Genomic DNA, 17,907 nt, shown 5'->3' with positions numbered 1-17,907 from the left:
GGAGGCGATGTGGCGGTTCAGCGATCCGCTGGGGAGACCGTGCCGGTGCCTGTGTGCAAGCTCGGCGGTGAGGATGCGTCCAGCATCGCCGCGTCCGCGCACGGGTTGACGCGGGTCGAACAGGGCCTCGTCGACCACCCGGGCTGGGTGGCGGCGGCTCGCTCGCAATGGGAGGAGCTGCCCGGCGGCATCCGCCGGAGCATCCGGGACTTCCGCCGTGACTCCGGCCGCAGTGGTGCGCTCGTGGTGCGTGGGATGCCCATCGAGTCGGTGACACTGGCTGCGACTCCACAGGCCGAGGGCTCGGTCCAACGGCATGCCACGCTGGCCGCGGCCGGGCTGCTGCTCGTCGCATGCGGCCTGGGGGAGCCCGGTGCGTTCCAGGCGGAGAAATCCGGTGCACTGGTGCAGGACGTCGTACCTGTTCGTGGCCATGAGGAATTCCAGGGCAACGCCGGTTCCGCGACGCTGACCTTCCACAGCGAGAACGCGTTTCATGAGCATCGGCCTGACTACGTGCTGTTGCTGTGCCTGCGTTCGGACCACGAGGCCGTAGCGGGACTGCGGTTGTCCTGCATTCGCACGATCTTGCCGCGGCTGTCCAGCCGGACCAGGGAAGCCTTGTTCCGTGCCGAGTTCGCGACACATGCCCCACCGTCGTTCGGCGCGACGCAAGCCGGCGCTCCCGAACATGCTGTGCTCACGGGCGCGCCGGACGATCCCGATTTCCGGGTGGATTTCGCCGCGACCCAAGGACTGTCGGCCGATGCCGCGCAGGCACTGGCCGAGTTGAGCGACGCTGTCGACGAAGCCGCGCACACCCTCGTGCTCTCACCGGGCGACTTGGCGATCGTTGACAATCGCGTGACAGTGCACGGCAGAACCGCGTTCCGGCCGCGCTACGACGGAAAGGACCGTTGGCTGCAGCGGTCGTTCTCGTTCATAGACCTCCGGCGATCCCGCGACCATCGACCCAGCGACGGATATGTCCTTGTCAAGTAACACAGTGCCGGGCAAGCAGAAGACCCGGCTCGGCCGGACTTTTCACCGGTTGCTGGCCGCGACTGCGATCTCCACCCTCGGCGACGGTATGTACCTGGCGGCATTGCCCTTGCTCGCCGTGTCCGTCACCGACAGTCCACTGGTTCTCGGATTTGTCGGGGCCGCGGGGGAGATCCCGTGGTTGTTGTTCGGCTTGCACGCGGGTGCGCTGGTCGACCGGTGGGACCGACGGAAAGTCATGTGGTGGGTGGATGCTGGACGATGCGCGGTCGTCGCGCTGTTGTGCGTCCTCGTCATCACCTCGCAGGTGACCGCGGCCTGGATCGTGCTGACCGCGTTCATCCTTGGCTGCGGCCAGGTTTTCTTCGATGTCGCGGCCCAGTCGGTGATCCCGGATGTGGTCTCCCGTGACGAACGGACGCTCACGATCGCCAATGGCCGCATGTCCGCGGCGCAGACCAACGGCGAGGACTTCGTCGGGCCGCCGTTGGGATCGGCGCTGTTCAGCATCGCCCAGGTGATTCCCTTTCTTGGCAACGCGGTGTCCTTCGCGGTCAGTTCCGTGCTGGTCGGCCGGTTGAAGGACGGAATCCCGCCGCGTAAACCCGGGAGACCGGAAACGACGCTGCGCGCCGAGATCGGTGAAGGCCTGCGCTGGATGATCCGCAACCGGATCCTGCGCGTGCTGGCCATCACGGCGTGCTTGGGCAACGTGGTCTTCGCCGCCAAGGCGGCCATGCTGGTCCTGCTCGCCAAGGAAGTACTCGGTCTGGCCGACCTCGGATACGGGTTGCTGCTGACGGCGGCGGCCGTGGGCGCGTTCGGCGGCAGCGCGATCGCGCCCTTCCTGACCGGCTGGCTGGGCCCAGGCAGGGTCCGGTGCTTCGGCGCGATGGCTGAGGGTCTGGCGATCCTGGCCATGGGACTGACCCGGGATCCGTGGATCGCGGGCGCGTTGATGATCATCACTGGTGGTCTGATGGCCATCCAGAACATCGTCGCAGGCACACTGCGCCAGCGAATCACTCCGGCCAGGCTGTTCGGCCGAGTTCTGTCCTCCGGCAGGCTCGTGGCCTACTCCGGCGCGCCCGTCGGCGCATTGCTCGGCAGCCTGATCGCAGCTTCCTACGGGGTACAGGCCCCCTACATCATCGGCGGCGCCTTCCTGGTGGTCGTCGGTCTGTTGTCCCTTCCGGCGCTGGGCACCCGCGCAGTCGCCGAACTGACCAAGAGTGAGGTGGCGGATGACGAACCCGTTCGAGAATGAGGATGGCACGTACCTGGTGCTGGTCAACGACGAAGGGCAGCACTCGTTGTGGCCCGAGTTCGCACCGGTTCCCGCGGGCTGGACGACGGCGCACGGTCCAGCCGCACGTCCGGCGTGCCTGGAGTACGTCGAACAGCATTGGACCGACATGCGTCCGAAATCCCTCATCGCGCACATGGAAGGGTGAACCGGTCCGCCCACGCACTGTCGCATGTGGAAGCATCAGCAAGTGCGACCAGAGTTGACTGCCGAGATGGTCGTGGACGGGCTCCTTCCGTCTGCGCCGGCAATGTCCCCGGACGGTCGATGGGTGGTGTACGTCCTCACCGCGATGGGGCAGGCCGGCGACCACCCGTCGAGCCGGCTGTGGTGCACCTCCGTCGATGGCGGCACAGCGCCGTGGCGCCTGGATGTCCCACCTGCACACGTGTCGTCCCCGCAGTGGTCGGCCGATTCCGGATCGGTCTACTTTCTGTCTGATCAAGCCTCGCCGGGCACCGCGCAGCTGCATGTGATCGGGCGCGCTGCGGGTCGCGCACGAGCCCTGACCAGCTGGGCCAGCGGAATCCTCGCCTACCGGCCATTGGTCGATACCGCGCTGGTCGCGATCGTGGCCACCGACGAGCCGACTGAAGAAGAGCGCCGGCGGCAGCGTGCTCGCGACGATGCCAAGGTGCGTGGTCGCGCCAATCCAGCACGCCTGCGACTCCTGGACCAGCGGACAGGGCAGATCCGCACCCCGGCAGGACTGCACGACCGACACGTGACTGACGTGGTCCAGCGTCCTGACGGTGGACCGTTGGCGGTGCTGACCTGGTCGACGCCCGAGCTGGATCCCGGTCTGCTCGAACCCGCCCTGCACTTGGTGGACCCGCACTCATGGCAGGTCAGCGACGTCGGCCCGGTTCCGGCCGACGCGCATTCCCTGGTCTGGTGGCGTGACGCCGACTGGCACCTGACCTATCTGGCGCTCACTCCACCGCACCTGCAAGCGGGAACCGCCGTGTTCGACCTCGTCCTGCCCGATACCGGACCTGCCCGGCCGCACGTCAATCTGACTGAGGGCTTGGCCGCGTGCCCAGCCGAGCTGGTCCAGGTCGATCAGGGCACTCCGCTTGTCCTGCTTGCCGACGGACTCGACACCGCGATTCACCGCCTCGTACCTGACAGCCTCACACTGACTGAGCTTTCCCGCACCGGCGGCCTGATGACGCACCTCAGCACGAATCGCGACGGTGCGGTCGTCGCGGCGATCGTGAGCGGAGCCACCCAGCCGCACGACATACACGCGGGCCAGGCTTGCGGGCCGCTGCTTCGCCGCACCGACACACGGCCTGAACTGCGTGACATCCGCTGGGGAACACAGGAACGCTTGGCCTACCAAGCATTCGACGGGTTGGCACTCGATGGGTTGCTTGTTCTGCCGCCAGGCCGGTCCCGGCGCGACGGTCCTTTCCCGATGGTGACGATCGTGCATGGCGGCCCGTACCACCGGTATGCCGACGAGTTCATGCTGAACTGGTCACCGTCAGGACAGTGGCTGGCACACGCCGGGTACGCGGTGTTCCTGCCGAATCCGCGTGGTGGGCAGGGGCATGGACACGAGTTCGCGGCCGCGGTTGCCGGTGCGGTGGGCCAGGAGGAGTGGCTCGACATCCTGACCGGGATCGACCTGCTGATCGAGGAAGGCGTCGCCGACCCCGGCCGGTTGGGCATCGCAGGGTGGAGCCACGGTGGTTTCATGGCGGCTTGGGCGATCGGGCAGACCGACCGGTTCTCCGCCGCGCTGATGGGGGCGGGGATCAGCGACTGGGGAATGCTGGCCGCCACCGGTGAATGGGGTGTCCTGGAAGCCGCACTGGGGGGAAGTGTCGGCTGGGAGGGCATCGGTCCGTACCTGCACGACAAACTCAGCCCGGTTTCCTACGCGTCTTCGATCCGCACCCCAGTGCTGATCGTCCATGGAGCCGACGACACCAACGTTCCACTGTCCCAATCGGAGTACTTCCACCGGGCACTGCGCAAGTTCGGCGTCGAGCACGAGTTCGTCGTGTACCCAAGGGAAAACCATCGGTTCAGGGAACGAAACCATCAAGTCGACCTGCTGCGCCGCATCCGTGCTTGGTTCGACCGCTGGCTCGTGGCATCCACGCACTCGTCCTGAGCAGGCTGGCGATGGTCAAGGTCGGGGTGTGTACCGGCGTGATGGCGTTGTCGGCCGCAGGTTTCACCCGGGGACGGCCTGCCACGACCCACACGATCGCCAAAGCCGCTCTCGCCGCTCAAGGCGCAACTCTCGTCAATGCGCGTGTGGTCGACGACGGTGACCTCGTCACGTGCGGCGGTATCACCTCCGGCCTGGACGCCGCGCTGTGGCTGGTCGAACGCTACTGCGGCGCACACAGGTGAGCATCGAAGTGGAGACCATGCTGGAATACGAACGCCGAGGCACCGTCTGGCGAGCCTAGTAGCGCGCACAGAGCGTGTGGAAGACGACCCGACCGGGAGTGGGTGGCGCCGGAGATTGTCTGCGAGGATGGGCCGGAGGGAGGCGATGGTGCGGACGCTGATGAGTGGCGAAGCGTTGATCGACTATGCGCAGATTTACGTCTATGCGGAGGACCGGCCGGACTTGCCCGAGCCGCATGAGTGTTTCGCTGGTCAGGTGAATGGGTTGTGCGGTGCGGCGGCGCCGGGATTCCTCTTTTTGGTCACCGGACTGCGCACGGGTGACGTTGGTTTCGTTGTGGAGTTGCACGACGAGTCCCCGCCGTTGGATGACGGCTGGGAGGAGATCGTCGAGGTTTCCTTTCGTCCGGAGGGCCGGACAGCACTCGTCGCTTGGGGCGAGGAGTGGTCAGCACCGCTTGATCTGGCAGAGGTCGACTATCGGGTCCGCTATTGCGGCGCCGGGATGGATGAGGCGCGCGACCAGACCCGGATGGATGACGATGCCGAGCTTGACCGTTACCTCCTCCAATTCTGGCCGGCGCCGGCGCTACCGGACCGGATAATCAAACAGACCAGCGCGAACGCCGCCTACTGGCACGCGACCATCAAGGACTACCCCGTCCACTTCGGGTCCTGACGGAACCCGGTCAGGGATTTGTCGTCATCAGGTCGATATCGATTTCGGAGGTACAGGCCTTGTGCATTGCCATAACGGCCTCGTAGACGACCCGTGCCTTCGCCATGTTGTGGCCCAGTGCTTCGGCGAATTCGGGCACGGTGAACTGGTTTGGTGCGAAGGTGGGCTCGCCCTTGCGAGGGAGGTCATGGTGCACCCGCCGCGCCGGTTCCTGCGCGAGGGCCTGATTCCGGCCTGTCTCGTGTGGACAGGATCAGCACGGACCTGCCTCGCCCGGCGATCATCTCTTCTCTGAAACCGGTTTCACAACCGCTTTCATAGCTCGGAGCGTCTCGCGAAGTGCATGTGTTGTAAGGACTTCTACCCACATTCGGTGCGTTCAGCGGTACTCAAGTGCGACTTTTTCGCGGTTCACCAGGCGTGTCAACGCTACTACGTTCCGGGTTGGAAACCGGTTTCATCATCTGGAGGAGGGGATATGCGCAGACTTGTCACCGCGACCGTCGTGGCCATGATGTTTTCGGCAGGTGCGGTCGCCGCGTCGGCGAGCGTGCAAGCCACACCCGCGCCAGGGGACGCGTGCACGTCGGCCGACCTCGGCAAGAGGTTCCACTGGATCGACACTGCCGAGATCACGCCCACGCTCACGCACTACACCGCGGTCAACGTGACTGAGGGAACGACCGGATTACGCGAGTACGAGCTGACACAGCAGACTGTGGTCACGACGGAGGTCAACAAGAGCGCGGACATCAGCACCGGCGCGGAGGCGCTGCTCAAGCTGGTCTCGATCAGGGTCGGGTTCAGCACCAAGACGACGAAGGCGACCACGGCGACCGAGCGGCTGAAGATCGTCTGGAACTTCAACCAGGCCGGGTACTACGGCCTGTACAAGGGAACCCGCGTGGTCCAGGGCACCCATGTATCGCTGAACTGCTCGGCGGTGTCCCGGGCGGGCCAGCCCGCACGCACCGAGTGGGTGCGCAGGCCGGGCGGCACCTACACAACCTTCTCGTTCATCGAGGAAGGGTCGATCAGCTGCGGTGACACCGTCCCGCCTGGCACGCTCCGCGCCTTGGCCAGGGCACAGCTGGGCTGTGAGGGTGCGAAGCCCAAGCCGCGGATCGCTCCGGCGGGTACCGGCGCGGAGCCCGACGTGGGAGTGCAAGGTCTGCCAGCGGGTTTCGTGTGCGAACCGGGCTACTACCGGATCAGCACGGGCAACCAGGACGCGCTGAGCGGTTCGAGCCGGGAGGTCATGCTGCTGCCTTGGACCAATGGGACGCATCAGCACTGGCGGGTGTGCCACAGCCCGTTGACGGCTGAGTTCCCGGAATACGCCTTCTTGGCGAGGAAGACGGATCGGTGCCTTGAGGTGCCGAACAGGCAGACGGCCGACGGGGCGGTGCTGCAGGTGGACGGGTGCAACGGCGGAGTCAACGACAAGCACCACCGGTTCTACGTCTACAAGGACGTGGCGCCGTCCAACGCGATCGGCATCCAGAACATGCACTCGATGTCGATGATCGCGCCGGTGAACGGCGAACCCGGGACCGAAGTCCGGCTGGCCCAGTACGCCGCGGGACAGGAGAACGGATCGGGCACCTTCCAGCTGGAGAAACTGCCCTAGCACCGCAGGGCGTCGATGAGCCGCTGGGTGGCGTCAGGCGGAAGTCTGCCGCCACCCAGCGGCATCGGCCGGACGTGGCACGGCGTCTTTGATCTCGGTGAAACCGTTCGCGGCACTGTGGCGTCGAACCAGGCGGCATGTCGGTCGGTTGCTGAGGGATGGGGGCGCCATATGTCGTCGATCAGACGTGGTGGCAGGCGGTTGTTGATCGTGCTCACGGCTGGGTTCGCGGCGGCGTGCACGGGTGATCACGCGCCGGTACCAGTGGCTGGCGGAGCATCGGCCGGGGAAAGCTCCCCGGCGGGGACGTCGTCACCGGCGGCGCGTTACGACGGCCCGGAACTGCCGGGCTTGGCCAGGCAACCCGCCTGGTCGCTGGCGGGTGACCACGCGGGTTGGAAGATCTTTGCGTTGGGTGACGCCGCCGCGTTGGTCTACCGGCCGGACGCGAGCTCGACGCCGACTGGACCGTCCTCAGTGGACAAGCCGGGTGGCGATGGTCCGGACGTGATCGAGTTTCGTGACAGCAAGTCCGGTGAGGTTCGGAAGTCGGTTCGGACGACGGTCAAGGAAGCACGGCAGGGAATCTACAACGGTAAACCGGTCCTGTACGTGTACTACCAGAAGGTGACGCCGTCCGACGGTCTGTCCGCGGAGAAACGGACAGATGTGCGCGAGGCGTACGACGCGAATGGCACCAAGGTCATGTCGGTGGCCAAGCCGGTCGACGAACAGACGTTCGCCGTTGCCGACGGCTGGGTCGTGTCGTCCAAGAAGGGCGACCCGGCTTTGACGATCAGTGACGTGCAGGACAAGGTACGGCACCGGGTCGATTGCGGCGGCGACAGTCTCTGCGCGGTCCAGACCCCGTATGTCGTGTTCGGCAGTACGAAACTGCCGGCGGTAGTGGGCAACCTCGGGTTTCAGGCGCAACCGATCGTCGGCTCCAGCGGAGTGCACGCGCTGCGGGTGGTCGCCACGAACCTGGAGACCGGGCAACAGGCGTGGTCGACGGCCACGATGGACAAGCCGTCCGGTGCGGCGGCGGAAACGAAGGTCACGGGGGCGCACGCGACCCCGATTCGCATGATCGGTGGCAAGCTTCTGCTGGCGTGGTACACCGAACGCTCCGACGGGTTCGGTGAGCGGGGCGAGATCCTCGCCCTGCACGATCCGGCGACCGGCAAGCTGTTGATCACCGGCCCGGAACTCGGCAACGGCTACGGCTCCATGGTGATCGACGATGGTGAACAGACCGCTGTGGTGACCGACGCGGCCCATGACGCGCGCAGCCTGGCGTGGGAACTCGGCACCGGACGCACGCTGTGGCGCCAGGAGAAGAGTGAACGAGGCCTGCAGCCGCAGGTCATCGCCGGGGACGTGCTCTACGGTCTGGTCGAACCACAGCCAGGGACTTCCACCAGAAGCCTGATCGCGGTCGACCTCAAGACCAAGACCGTGCGCGAGAACAACCTGAAGGGCACACCTGTTCCGGTATCGGCCGGGAAGGGCTACGTCGCGGTGTCCGGGCCAAGCGGACTTTTCGCCTTCCCAACCGCGTCGTAGCGGGCCGGGCCAGTCCTCTGTGGTCACCCACATCGCCGCGAACTCCGCGCTGTGGGTGACCAGTTCACCAACGAGGGTACTGAGTTCGCAGTCGTCCGGATGCCGGCCCGCCACCTGTTTCCGGTGGCCCGGAGCGGTGGGGTTCCGGCGGTCCATCGCGCAGCGTGTCGCGGACGTGGGCGGTACGGCGATGATCACAGGCGCTAGAGGCGTCGGGATGACAGTAACGCTGCAATGGGTGCCTGCATCAGTGGACCCACCTGACCTGCTTGCCCTTGCCAAGTAGGTCCAGACGCTCGGACTGCTCTTTGCACCGAGCGGAATCTGTGCGATGAAAGGGAGATGACGAACACATCAGAGGATGCGTATCGGCACATCATCACCGAGTCCGTCGCCTTCCTGTATCCCGCCGCGTTGCGGGCGGCCGTGCTGCTGGAGGTAGCCGAACATCTGGCCGACGAGCCGCGAGACGTGGCCGAACTGGCCAAGCTGACCGGGGCGAACGGCCCGTACCTGCGGCGCCTGCTGCGTTTTCTGGCCTCCCACGGCACCTTCCTTGAGGACGAGGACGGCCGGTTCCACCTGACGCCCCAAGCGGATCTGCTGCGGGCCGACGCTCCCCGGTCGATGCGGGCCGGGGTGCTCCTGGTGACCGAGGACGGCTGGTGGCAGTCCGCCGCCGGCCTCACCGAGGCGGTCCGCAGCGGCGAACCGGCGTTCGAACGCCGCTTCGGCCAGCCCATCTTCGCCTATCTGGCCGAGCATCCGGAGCACGGCCCGCTGTTCAACGCGGGCATGGCGGCCTACTCGGCCGGCGACATCGGCTACATCATCGACGGCTACGACTTCCCGAACGACGGGGTCATGGTGGATGTCGGCGGTGGGCGGGGAGGCCTGCTGCTCGCGGCGCTGCGTGCCCGTCCCGGCCTGTGCGGCATCCTTCTCGACCACGAGAAAGTATTGGCGGGCAACCTACTCCCCGAGCTCGGCGCGGACGACCGGTGGACACTGCACCCGGGCGATTTCTTCTCCTCGGTGCCCGCCGGCGACTTCTACACGGTCAAGAACGTCCTGCATGACTGGGACGACGACCAGTGCGTGCAAATCCTGGAGAACTGCCGTCGCGCGATGAACCCAGGCGCCCGCGTGCTCGTCGTCGAAGCGGTTATCCCACCCGGCAACGACCCGCACTTCGGCAAGACACTCGACATCATGATGCTGACGCTCCTCCCGGGCCAGGAACGCACCCAGCTGGAGTTCGAGCGGATCTTCGAACGGGCCGGATTCCGGATCACGCAGGTGATCCCCACTCCTGGCAACCTGTCCCTGATCGAGGCGGTGCCGGCCTGACCGGCAACGTCCAGCACGGCCGGTTCTGACGGGGCGGGGACGCAGCAATGCGTCCCCGCTACCCGACTCATGCGCTGAGAAGGCGCTCATCCCGTCATCGTTCGAGCGTGCGCGCGCACCCGCCAGGCGAGTGGAAGTGCGATCAGCGCCACTGCCTGGATCGCGAGCAACGCCGCAACGATGCCCCAACGGTCTGCCACCAGGCCGGCTCCCAGGGCGACGAGCGCGTAGAGCGCGCTGCCGAGCAGTGACGCAAGCGAACCCATCGTTGCGCGTTCCCGGTCGGTGAACTCGCGTTGCAGCAACGTCTGCTGGGCGATTGTCGACGTGCCGTAGGCCGGTGACCCGAGCAGCACGGGCGAAAATATCGTCGGCTTGACCAGCGCCACGACGTTGGCCACGGTGTCGAACAGCTCACCGAACAGCAGAGTGCGGGCCGCGCCCATCCGGCCGATCACCCAGCCACTGACGCGGAAGCCGACGAAGGCCACGCCATGGCCGAAGGTGCGCCACAGGCCCAGCGCCCAGAGCGGCCACAGCCCTGCCACGAAGGCAGGCGACAACTGGGCCGCGCTTTCGCTGCTGTAGCGAAGCGCCGACACCAGCGTCATCCGGCGGAGCGCGGGATTGCGGCGGATGCCGCGCAGGGCCGATCCGAGATGCACCAGCATGTTCGATTCCAATGGGCCGCGCACCCGTGGTTCCCGGATCCGTAAGGCGACGAGCACGCACAGCACCTGTGGCACGACCGACAGCGCGACCACCGCATGCAGCGACCACGCGCTGGCGAGCACGCCACCTATGGGTGCCGCCAGTGCGAGCGCGATCTGGAACATCGAGTTCACCCGGCCCGAGTGCCGGGGGAACTCCTGCTCCCGGCCGGCTTCGAGCAACGTGTCGTAGAGCAGAGACTCGTTGTTGCCGCTCCACAGTGCGCTCGCCAATCCTTCCAGCACAACAGCTGCCAGCAGGAGGCCGTAGCCGGAAGCGCCGGCGTACCCGAGATGGGCGGCCATCATGACGACGGCACCGGCGATCATCGTGCCGCGTCGGCTGAGCCGGTCGGAGAGCACCCCGGTAGGGACTTCGAACGCTGCCGACGACAGCATCTTCACCGCCAGGAGGCTGGCGGCAGCGGTGTACGAGCCGGTGACGTGTGCGAAGTAGACGACCATGATGGGCCCGTACATGCGGAAGTCGCCGAAGAAGTTGAACCAGCTCAGCAGGCGGACATTCCGGTTGACAGTCTGATCAGCGCAGTTCGGAGCTGACTTCGACCGTCGAGGTTTCCTGCCGAACCGAGCAGCGACCAGGACACGTACACAGAGCAGTGAAAAATGACGAGCGGACACAGCAGAACTCCCGGAAAGGCGGACGGAGACGTGTCACCTCGCCCCGGCGACCGGGATGTGTGCTGACTTTGCTGCTACACGCGCGGCGTTACAAGCCTGCGACCGCGGTCACCAAGGGACGAACGGAAGCTCCGGTCATCGTTGTGGACATCAGTGCTCCTCAATTCCCCAGGCGGACGGGATTCCGCAACAATGTCAACTCTACTGCTGTGACCAAACAGGTTTGCCGAGGTGCCGGTCACGACAAGTCGGTCTGGAGCTCTTGGTGGCGAAACTGCACTGCGGTGCCGTTTCGCCGCCGTGCGCCGCTGGTTATCGGGTGGATCACCACCGCGGTTGCGGCCGTCATGACCGTCGTGGAGCTGGCGGCGCCGGGCACTGTGGTCCGCACCGATCTGGACACAGGCGGTATCACCCAGCTGCGCCGGTGCCCGAACTGGCCGCGCTGATCGCTGAGTCGGAATCCACTGAGCTCATCGAGCACGGCGACCCCATCCCGCTGTCGCCGGTCGTCGGCCGAACGGCACATCGGATCGTCCAGGAGTCGCTGACCAACATCCGCAAACACGCGCCCGGCGCCGATGTCCTGGTGCACGTGCGCTACAGCGCCGACGGTGTGCAGCTGATTCGCCGACGACATCGAGGTCGTCGACGAGGCCTACGACGGCGCCGCCGCGCCGACCATTACATCCTGCGCGCGCTCCGCGACGGCGCGGTGGGCTTTCTGCTCAAGTCCACCCCGCCCGAAGATCTGATCAGTCTGGTCCGCGTCGCAGCCAACGGCCACACCGTGCTCTCACCGGCCGCGTCCCGCCGCTTGGTGGCCACCGCCACCGACCGGCACACCACAAGCAACCACACGCAAGCCCTGCTCGCCCGGTTGACCCGGCGGGAAACCGAGATCCTCGCGTGCCTCGGCGACGGCCTGGCCAACGCCCAGATCGCCGCACGCATGCACCTGACCGAAGGCACCGTCAAGAACTACCTCACCCAGATCCTGGCCAAGCTGCATTGCGCCAACCGCACCCAGGCCGGACTACTCGCACACGAAGCCGGACTACGCCATCGCTGAGACCTCCTAACGTCTGCCGTGGGACCGCCAATCGTGAGTGGGCGGCGTCGACGTCATCATGCGCAGCGCCTGACCAGCGGGTTCTCTCCGTCCACGGGATGCTTCCCATAGCCGACTCCCTTGGTCAGCTCTCTGTATCAACGATCTCGGTGAAGCTCGGGCGTGGCGAGACCGCCTGTCGCGTGACCGGAATTTTCCGGTTTTCCGGCCGGTGTTCCGTGCGAGATGATCCGGCTGGTCACACCCCGAAACCGGTGTTCGTTGGTCACAGAGCGAGGTATCCGATGAAGGTCCGCTACAGCCCGGTTGTCGCCGGGGTATTCCTGACACTGGGGATCATCTGTCTGGTACTGGGTCTGTGGCTGCTCGGGCTGGGTCAGTTCGCGCCCGGGCTGATCATCGGTGCCATGCTCACCCTGATCGGCGTGCTGTACCTGGTGCGGCCGTACTTCGAGGTGGACACGACCTCGATCACCGTGCCGGCGCTACTCGGTCCGAAACAACGGAGCTTCACCTTCGAGACCCTCGAGATCGACGGCGGCCGGCTGGTGGCCGTCAGCCGTGACGGCGCCCGCAAGAAGGTGCCGGTGTACCGCTGGACCTCGCACCCCGCCGATTGGAAGGCCCTGGTGGCGGCGAAGTCCTGACTCCCGGCTTGTCGAAACGCACACCCCTTCATCACGCCGCTTGACCTGCACGGATGACATTTTCGGCAAGCGCAGCGTCAGTGCCCCGGCGAACCGGTGACGCCGGGAACGGCCGGGCAGCCCGGAACCACGCATCTTGTCCATTGCTTCGTCCTCCGATTTCCAGCTCGGCCGTTCGGCCTGGCTGTTGACGGCGGCGAAGCTATCGGGAACAGGACGCGGATGCGTCGCCCCATGGGGAGCAGATCGGGTAGCTCGCTTGGGGGACACGACGTCGTGTGGCGCCTGCCCGGTGAACTCGGTCATGGCATGCGAGTACCGGGCGTCACCTGGTTTCCTGCTGGGTGGCCGCGCTGACGATCAGTTCGGCCACCTTGTCCGGGCGGGTCCGGGTGAAGTAGTGCCCGCCGCCCTCGATGTCACGCAGGAGGGGGTGTTGGACGTACAGTTCCCACTCGCGGTACCTGGTCTGGTAGCCGGTGGTCAGTTTGTCGTCCGAGGCCATCACGACCGTGCACGGTGTGGTCAATGGCCGCCAGTCGCCGGACTCCCGTCCTGCGAGCAGGAACTCGTTGGCGCAGAGAGCATCGTGCCGGAACGCCCGGGTCACCAGGTCCTCATAGCCGCTGCCGATGCCGTCCAGGTCGGCGTTTCCGGTCCACTCGGCCAGATACTGCCGGATGCCGTCGAAAGTCAATGTCTCGGTTTCGCGGAGCGTTTCCTTGATCTCCTCGGTTGTGCCGACCAGCATGGCCGCGAGGAACAGGTGGCGTACAACGTGTTCGCGTTCGGTGAGCAGCCGCGCGATCTCGAGGGCCAGGGGAGAGCCGTTGCAGTGCCCCCATAGTACGACCGGGCCGGTCACCGTGCGAGCGATCTCCGCGGCGATCTCCTCAGCGGTTTCGGTGAGGTTTCGCAGATCATCCATAGTGGATCCGGGAGTGTGGCCCGGTAGTTCCGCTGCGGCCACCGCCAATCTGCTGTCCAGCCGCGCAATGGCGTCCGAGACTGGCTTGAAGTGCACAGCGTTGCCGCCAGCGTAGGGCAGGAGCACCACAGTCGCGACCGGATCGGCTATCTCGTCGGTCAGTGGGACGAGCACCCTACTGTCCTGTGTAGACGTTCCTTGCTCCGCTACCGCTGTCAGCTGGGCCAACCGTGAACACCGCATCACGTCCCGCAGCGTGACCAGGTCGCTCAATGCCACCGCCACTCGCATGGCGGCGAGCGAAGTGCCGCCGATCTCGTAGAGATCTTGGTCGAGCCCGATCTCCTCCGCGCGTACGCCGAGTGCGTCGGCCCACGCCGCACGCACGCGGCCGCCGATCTCGGACTGCGCCGGCACTGCGAGCAGCTTGCTCACCTCGGCGGGTGTCGAGTGCACGTACAGTTCGCGCAGCGACACCGCGGGCAGCCCGGCACGCCGCAACGCCCCGGAGAGCCGTACTGCGAGCAGTGAGTTGCCGCCGGAGGAGAAGAAGTCGTCGTGCGGGCCGACGTGCTCGCCGAGAATCTCCCGCCAAACGCGCAGCACCGGGTCGCTCGGCGGCGCCGCCGTCGTCCTGGGCATCCTGGCGGCCGTCTTCAGCCTGGCCACATCGACCTTGCCGTTGACGGTCAACGGCAGTTCCGCCACCAGCGTGAACGTGGCCGGCACCATGTGGTCCGGCAGATACCTCGCCACCCGCCGTCGAATGTCCGCTATGGACGCTGAAGGGCTGTTCGGCACCAAGTACGCGTCCAATCGGACATCCGCGGCATCGCCGTCGTCGGCGAGCACGACCACCGCGGCGATCACGTTCTCGTCCGTCAGCATGACCGACCGGATCTCGTCCAGTTCGATGCGGAACCCGCGTACCTTGACCTGACTGTCGATCCGGCCCAGATGGTCGAGACTCCCCTCCTGATGCAGCCTGCCCAGATCGCCGCTGCGGTAGACCCGTTCTCCGGTGACCGAGTCGTGCACGAAGCGGCTGGCGGTCAGTTCCGCGGAGTTGAGGTAGTGGCTGGCGACACCGGCGCCGCCGACATAGATTTCGCCTGGCACACCGAACGGCTGAACCCGGCCCCTGGCGTCCCGCACGGACACCGACCAGCCGGGCAGCGCACGGCCGACCGACCGTGAACCCGTGCTGGCGTCCACTGGCGTCACCGTCCGGCTGGTCACGTGCACAGTGGTCTCGGTGATGCCGAACATGTTGACCACCCGGCACCGAGTGTGCGGATGCCTGCGGAACCAGTCCCGCAGGACACGCGTGTCCAGCGACTCGCCGCCGAAGACCACCAGGCGCACCGCGAGACCGGCAGGGCTGCGCGAATCGACATCCTTGAACGCGGCGAACGCCGACGGCGTCTGGCTCAGCACAGTGACCCGTTGGCGCACCAGCAGGTTGTGGAACTCCTCCGGGTCGCGTGCGGAGAAGTACGGTACGACGATCAGGCGTCCACCGGTCAGCAGCGCGCCCCAGATCTCCCAGACGGAGAAGTCGAAAGCGCTGGAGTGAAACAGTGTCCAGGTGTCCGACGGGCCGAGCTTCATCTCGTCGGTGGTTGCGGCGAGCAACATGCCGACGTTGCGGTGCGGCACAGCGACGCCCTTGGGGCGCCCGGTCGATCCGGACGTGTAGATCACGTACGCGAGATCGTCCGCATCAGCCGTGACAGGTTCGCCGGGCTCGCTGGTGTCCACAGTAGACAACATGTCCGGGTGTAGCACGGTCACTCCGTCCACCGCGGGGAACTCCGTCGAGGTGGAGATCACCAGCCGGACGCCGGCGTCAGTCACCGTGTAGGCCAGCCGTTCCGCTGGATACCCGGCGTCCATCGGGACGTAGGCGGCACCGGTCTTGAGCACGCCAAGCAGGACGATCACCAGGCCGGCGTCACGGCCGAGGCACACGCCCACCCGGTCTCCGGGCGCCACACCGCGGCTGCGCAGTGCATTGGCCACTGCATCGGACTGCTGGTCCAGCTCGGCATAGGTCAGGATTCGGTCCGAATCCGACAGTGCCGGAGCGTCCGGCTGCGCGGCCGCCAGGGATCGGAACACTTCGTGAATGGGCCTGACCGTGACGTCCTGCTTGGCCGGCGTGCGTCCGGCGGCGACGATCGTGGCGGCCTCGGCGGAGTCCACCAGCTCGATGTCACCGACGACACCGGCGACCGGCGTGCGGCCCAGCACGTCCACGACGCGGCCGATGTGCCGGGCGAACTGGTCTGCGATCACCGGATGTACCGCACCCTCGTCGTAGTGCAGGACACCGCTCAGCGTGCCGTCGCCACTGCACTCCCACACCAGCATGACCGGAAAGATCGGCGCCAGGGCAGGCTGGTACGTGTCGCCGGTCCGGCTCGTGGTCACCACCAGCCCGACTGCGGCCGTACTGGAGAGGGCGTCGCCTGCGCCGACCGCGGCTTTGATCAGGTCGACGACCGGCAGGGAATCCTCGACCTGGAGCGCGACAGATCTTTTCCTCGACGCGGTCGCCGGATCGGCGGTGATCAAAGCGAACTCTGGCCTCTCGGTCGCGCCGTAGCGGGCGAGCACGACCGCGGTCGACGCGACCAGCAGCGGCACCGCGTCCGCCGTGGCCGCGGTGGTGGTCACGGCGACGGTGCCGGTCCGGCCTGCCCTGGCCGGATTGCCCAGACCCCAGGGCACGGCCGGCAGCCGATCGTCCACATCGGACTCAGGTTCGGCCGGATCCACCGGATGTGCCGGGTCGAGCAGCGCGGTGGCCAGCTGGTCGAGCGCACGCCGATCCACGAACCGGCGGTGCGCCACGATCACCAGATCGGCAGCACCATCGGCATAGCCAAGCGCGACGATCCGAGCGACGACCGACGTGCCGTTGACCGCACGGCGCGCCTCTCGGGCGCGGCGGGCGCCCGCGATGGCGTCCGCCGACTGGACGTTCAGTGTTTCGCCGAAGAGTTGCGCGCGGCCCAGCACGGGGTACCGCTTGGCGAGGGTGTCGAGGTTCGTGCGCAGTGTCGTGACGTCGAGGCCGCTGGGTAGCGGCCGGATCAGGCTGTGGCAGGCGCGGGCCTGCTCAGCGGCGGGTTCAGCGCTGAAAACGGGCATCAGTCACTCCTTGCAGGGTGAGATCAGCGGGCCGAGAAACCGGCGTCGACAGTGATCACCGTGCCGGTGACCTTGCGGGACTCGTCCCCGGCGAGCCAGATCGCCGCCTCGGCGACGTCGACGGGGTCGACGAGCGAGTCCGTCGCCACCGATTCCAGGTAGACGGCCTGCTGCTCCTCGTAACTGATGCCGAGCGCGTCGGCGACAACCGCGGTCATCTGACCGTCCACGGCCGGGTCGTCGTGCACCGGTCCCGGGCACAGCGCGTTGACCCGGATCCGCATGGGCGCGTAGTCCAGCGCGGCCGCCTTCGTCAGGCCGACGACTCCGTGTTTGGACGCGACGTATGCGGCGAAGTGGCGGTAGCCGACGAGACCAGCCGTCGACGACACGTTGACGATGCTGCCGGACCGTTGGGCGACCATGACCGGAGCGACCGCCTTGATCAGGCGCCACGGTCCGGAGAGGTTCACGTCCAGGACGACCTGCCACTCCTGCTCGGTGAAGTCATGGGCGGCCTTGCCCGCCGGCGCCCCGACTCCGGCATTGTTGATCAGTGCGTCGATCCGCCCGAACCGGTCCACCGCAGCCTCGATGGCCGGTCGCACGGCGGCCTGCGAACGCACGTCCGCCGCGGCGACGAGCACGGACGCGCCGTTCTTGCGGCACAACTGCGCGGTCAGCTCCAGCTGATCGGCGCAACCGAGCGGATAGGGGATCTCCGGCAGGTCATCGGCGATGTCGATGAGGACGAGGTCCGCGCCCTCCTCAGCGGCTCGCACGGCGCAGGCGCGGCCGATACCCCTGGCCGCACCCGTGATCACGACAGTCTTGTCGTGCAGTCGCATT

Annotated in this window: 16 protein-coding genes; 12 read left to right on the top strand and 4 right to left on the bottom strand. The window is 66.8% G+C overall.

Going from position 1 to position 17,907, the window contains the following annotated elements:
- Positions 1-9 precede the first annotated feature (9 nt).
- From JOF56_RS43665 to JOF56_RS43640, 6 genes are all read left to right on the top strand, one after another.
- Entirely contained in the window at positions 10-1,002 is a 993-nt protein-coding gene (locus JOF56_RS43665) for a TauD/TfdA family dioxygenase (RefSeq protein WP_307855522.1), read from the top strand.
- Positions 992-2,269 (top strand): MFS transporter, encoded by a 1,278-nt coding sequence (locus JOF56_RS43660; protein ID WP_209645434.1) that lies wholly within the window; start codon positions 992-994, stop codon positions 2,267-2,269. The genes JOF56_RS43665 and JOF56_RS43660 overlap by 11 nt, the downstream gene beginning before the upstream one ends.
- On the top strand, positions 2,247-2,456 hold the full coding sequence (locus JOF56_RS43655) for an MbtH family protein (protein ID WP_209645433.1): 210 nt from the start codon (positions 2,247-2,249) through the stop codon (positions 2,454-2,456). Before JOF56_RS43660 ends, JOF56_RS43655 begins: the two co-directional genes overlap by 23 nt.
- A 42-nt stretch (positions 2,457-2,498) precedes the next feature.
- Positions 2,499-4,433 carry a S9 family peptidase gene (locus tag JOF56_RS43650; RefSeq protein ID WP_307855521.1) on the top strand — a complete coding sequence of 645 codons (1,935 nt, stop codon included), beginning with the start codon at positions 2,499-2,501 and terminating at the stop codon, positions 4,431-4,433.
- On the top strand, positions 4,391-4,678 hold the full coding sequence (locus JOF56_RS43645) for a DJ-1/PfpI family protein (protein WP_245378640.1): 288 nt from the start codon (positions 4,391-4,393) through the stop codon (positions 4,676-4,678). The genes JOF56_RS43650 and JOF56_RS43645 overlap by 43 nt, the downstream gene beginning before the upstream one ends.
- 148 nt (positions 4,679-4,826) lie before the next feature.
- Entirely contained in the window at positions 4,827-5,357 is a 531-nt protein-coding gene (locus JOF56_RS43640) for a hypothetical protein (RefSeq protein WP_209645431.1), read from the top strand.
- A gap of 10 nt (positions 5,358-5,367) precedes the next feature.
- Here JOF56_RS43640 and JOF56_RS43635 read toward each other — a convergent pair whose 3' ends face one another.
- A complete protein-coding gene (locus JOF56_RS43635; RefSeq protein ID WP_209645430.1) occupies positions 5,368-5,553 on the bottom strand; it encodes a hypothetical protein in 186 nt (61 codons plus the stop codon).
- A gap of 282 nt (positions 5,554-5,835) precedes the next feature.
- On the opposite strand from JOF56_RS43635, the gene JOF56_RS43630 reads away from it, so the two are divergent.
- From JOF56_RS43630 to JOF56_RS43620, 3 genes are all read left to right on the top strand, one after another.
- Positions 5,836-6,987 carry an RICIN domain-containing protein gene (locus JOF56_RS43630; RefSeq protein WP_209645429.1) on the top strand — a complete coding sequence of 384 codons (1,152 nt, stop codon included), beginning with the start codon at positions 5,836-5,838 and terminating at the stop codon, positions 6,985-6,987.
- A gap of 171 nt (positions 6,988-7,158) precedes the next feature.
- A complete protein-coding gene (locus JOF56_RS43625) occupies positions 7,159-8,553 on the top strand; it encodes an outer membrane protein assembly factor BamB family protein (protein WP_209645428.1) in 1,395 nt (464 codons plus the stop codon).
- Between the two features lie 342 nt (positions 8,554-8,895).
- Positions 8,896-9,903, top strand: coding sequence for a methyltransferase (locus JOF56_RS43620; protein WP_209645427.1), 1,008 nt, complete (start codon positions 8,896-8,898; stop codon positions 9,901-9,903).
- Between the two features lie 86 nt (positions 9,904-9,989).
- On the opposite strand, the gene JOF56_RS43615 is transcribed toward JOF56_RS43620, so the two are convergent.
- Entirely contained in the window at positions 9,990-11,255 is a 1,266-nt protein-coding gene (locus JOF56_RS43615) for an MFS transporter (protein WP_307855520.1), read from the bottom strand.
- A gap of 284 nt (positions 11,256-11,539) precedes the next feature.
- On the opposite strand from JOF56_RS43615, the gene JOF56_RS58730 reads away from it, so the two are divergent.
- The 3 genes from JOF56_RS58730 to JOF56_RS43605 all read left to right on the top strand — a co-directional run bounded on the left by JOF56_RS58730 (position 11,540) and on the right by JOF56_RS43605 (position 12,974).
- Positions 11,540-11,704 (top strand): hypothetical protein, encoded by a 165-nt coding sequence (locus JOF56_RS58730; RefSeq protein ID WP_245378639.1) that lies wholly within the window; start codon positions 11,540-11,542, stop codon positions 11,702-11,704.
- Positions 11,683-12,327, top strand: coding sequence for a helix-turn-helix transcriptional regulator (locus tag JOF56_RS58725; protein WP_307855519.1), 645 nt, complete (start codon positions 11,683-11,685; stop codon positions 12,325-12,327). The genes JOF56_RS58730 and JOF56_RS58725 overlap by 22 nt, the downstream gene beginning before the upstream one ends.
- A 284-nt stretch (positions 12,328-12,611) precedes the next feature.
- Entirely contained in the window at positions 12,612-12,974 is a 363-nt protein-coding gene (locus JOF56_RS43605) for a hypothetical protein (protein WP_209645424.1), read from the top strand.
- A 325-nt stretch (positions 12,975-13,299) separates the two neighbouring features.
- On the opposite strand, the gene JOF56_RS43600 is transcribed toward JOF56_RS43605, so the two are convergent.
- On the bottom strand, positions 13,300-17,058 hold the full coding sequence (locus tag JOF56_RS43600; protein WP_209645423.1) for an amino acid adenylation domain-containing protein: 3,759 nt from the start codon (positions 17,056-17,058) through the stop codon (positions 13,300-13,302).
- 23 nt (positions 17,059-17,081) lie between these two features.
- A complete protein-coding gene (locus JOF56_RS43595) occupies positions 17,082-17,906 on the bottom strand; it encodes an SDR family oxidoreductase (protein ID WP_209645422.1) in 825 nt (274 codons plus the stop codon).
- Between the last annotated feature and the right edge of the window lies 1 nt (position 17,907).

It is taken from the genome of Kibdelosporangium banguiense (genome assembly GCF_017876405.1).
Classification (GTDB): domain Bacteria; phylum Actinomycetota; class Actinomycetes; order Mycobacteriales; family Pseudonocardiaceae; genus Kibdelosporangium; species Kibdelosporangium banguiense.
The sequence above is the reverse complement of the archived record's forward strand: the minus strand, read 5'-3'. Positions and strand labels throughout refer to the sequence as shown.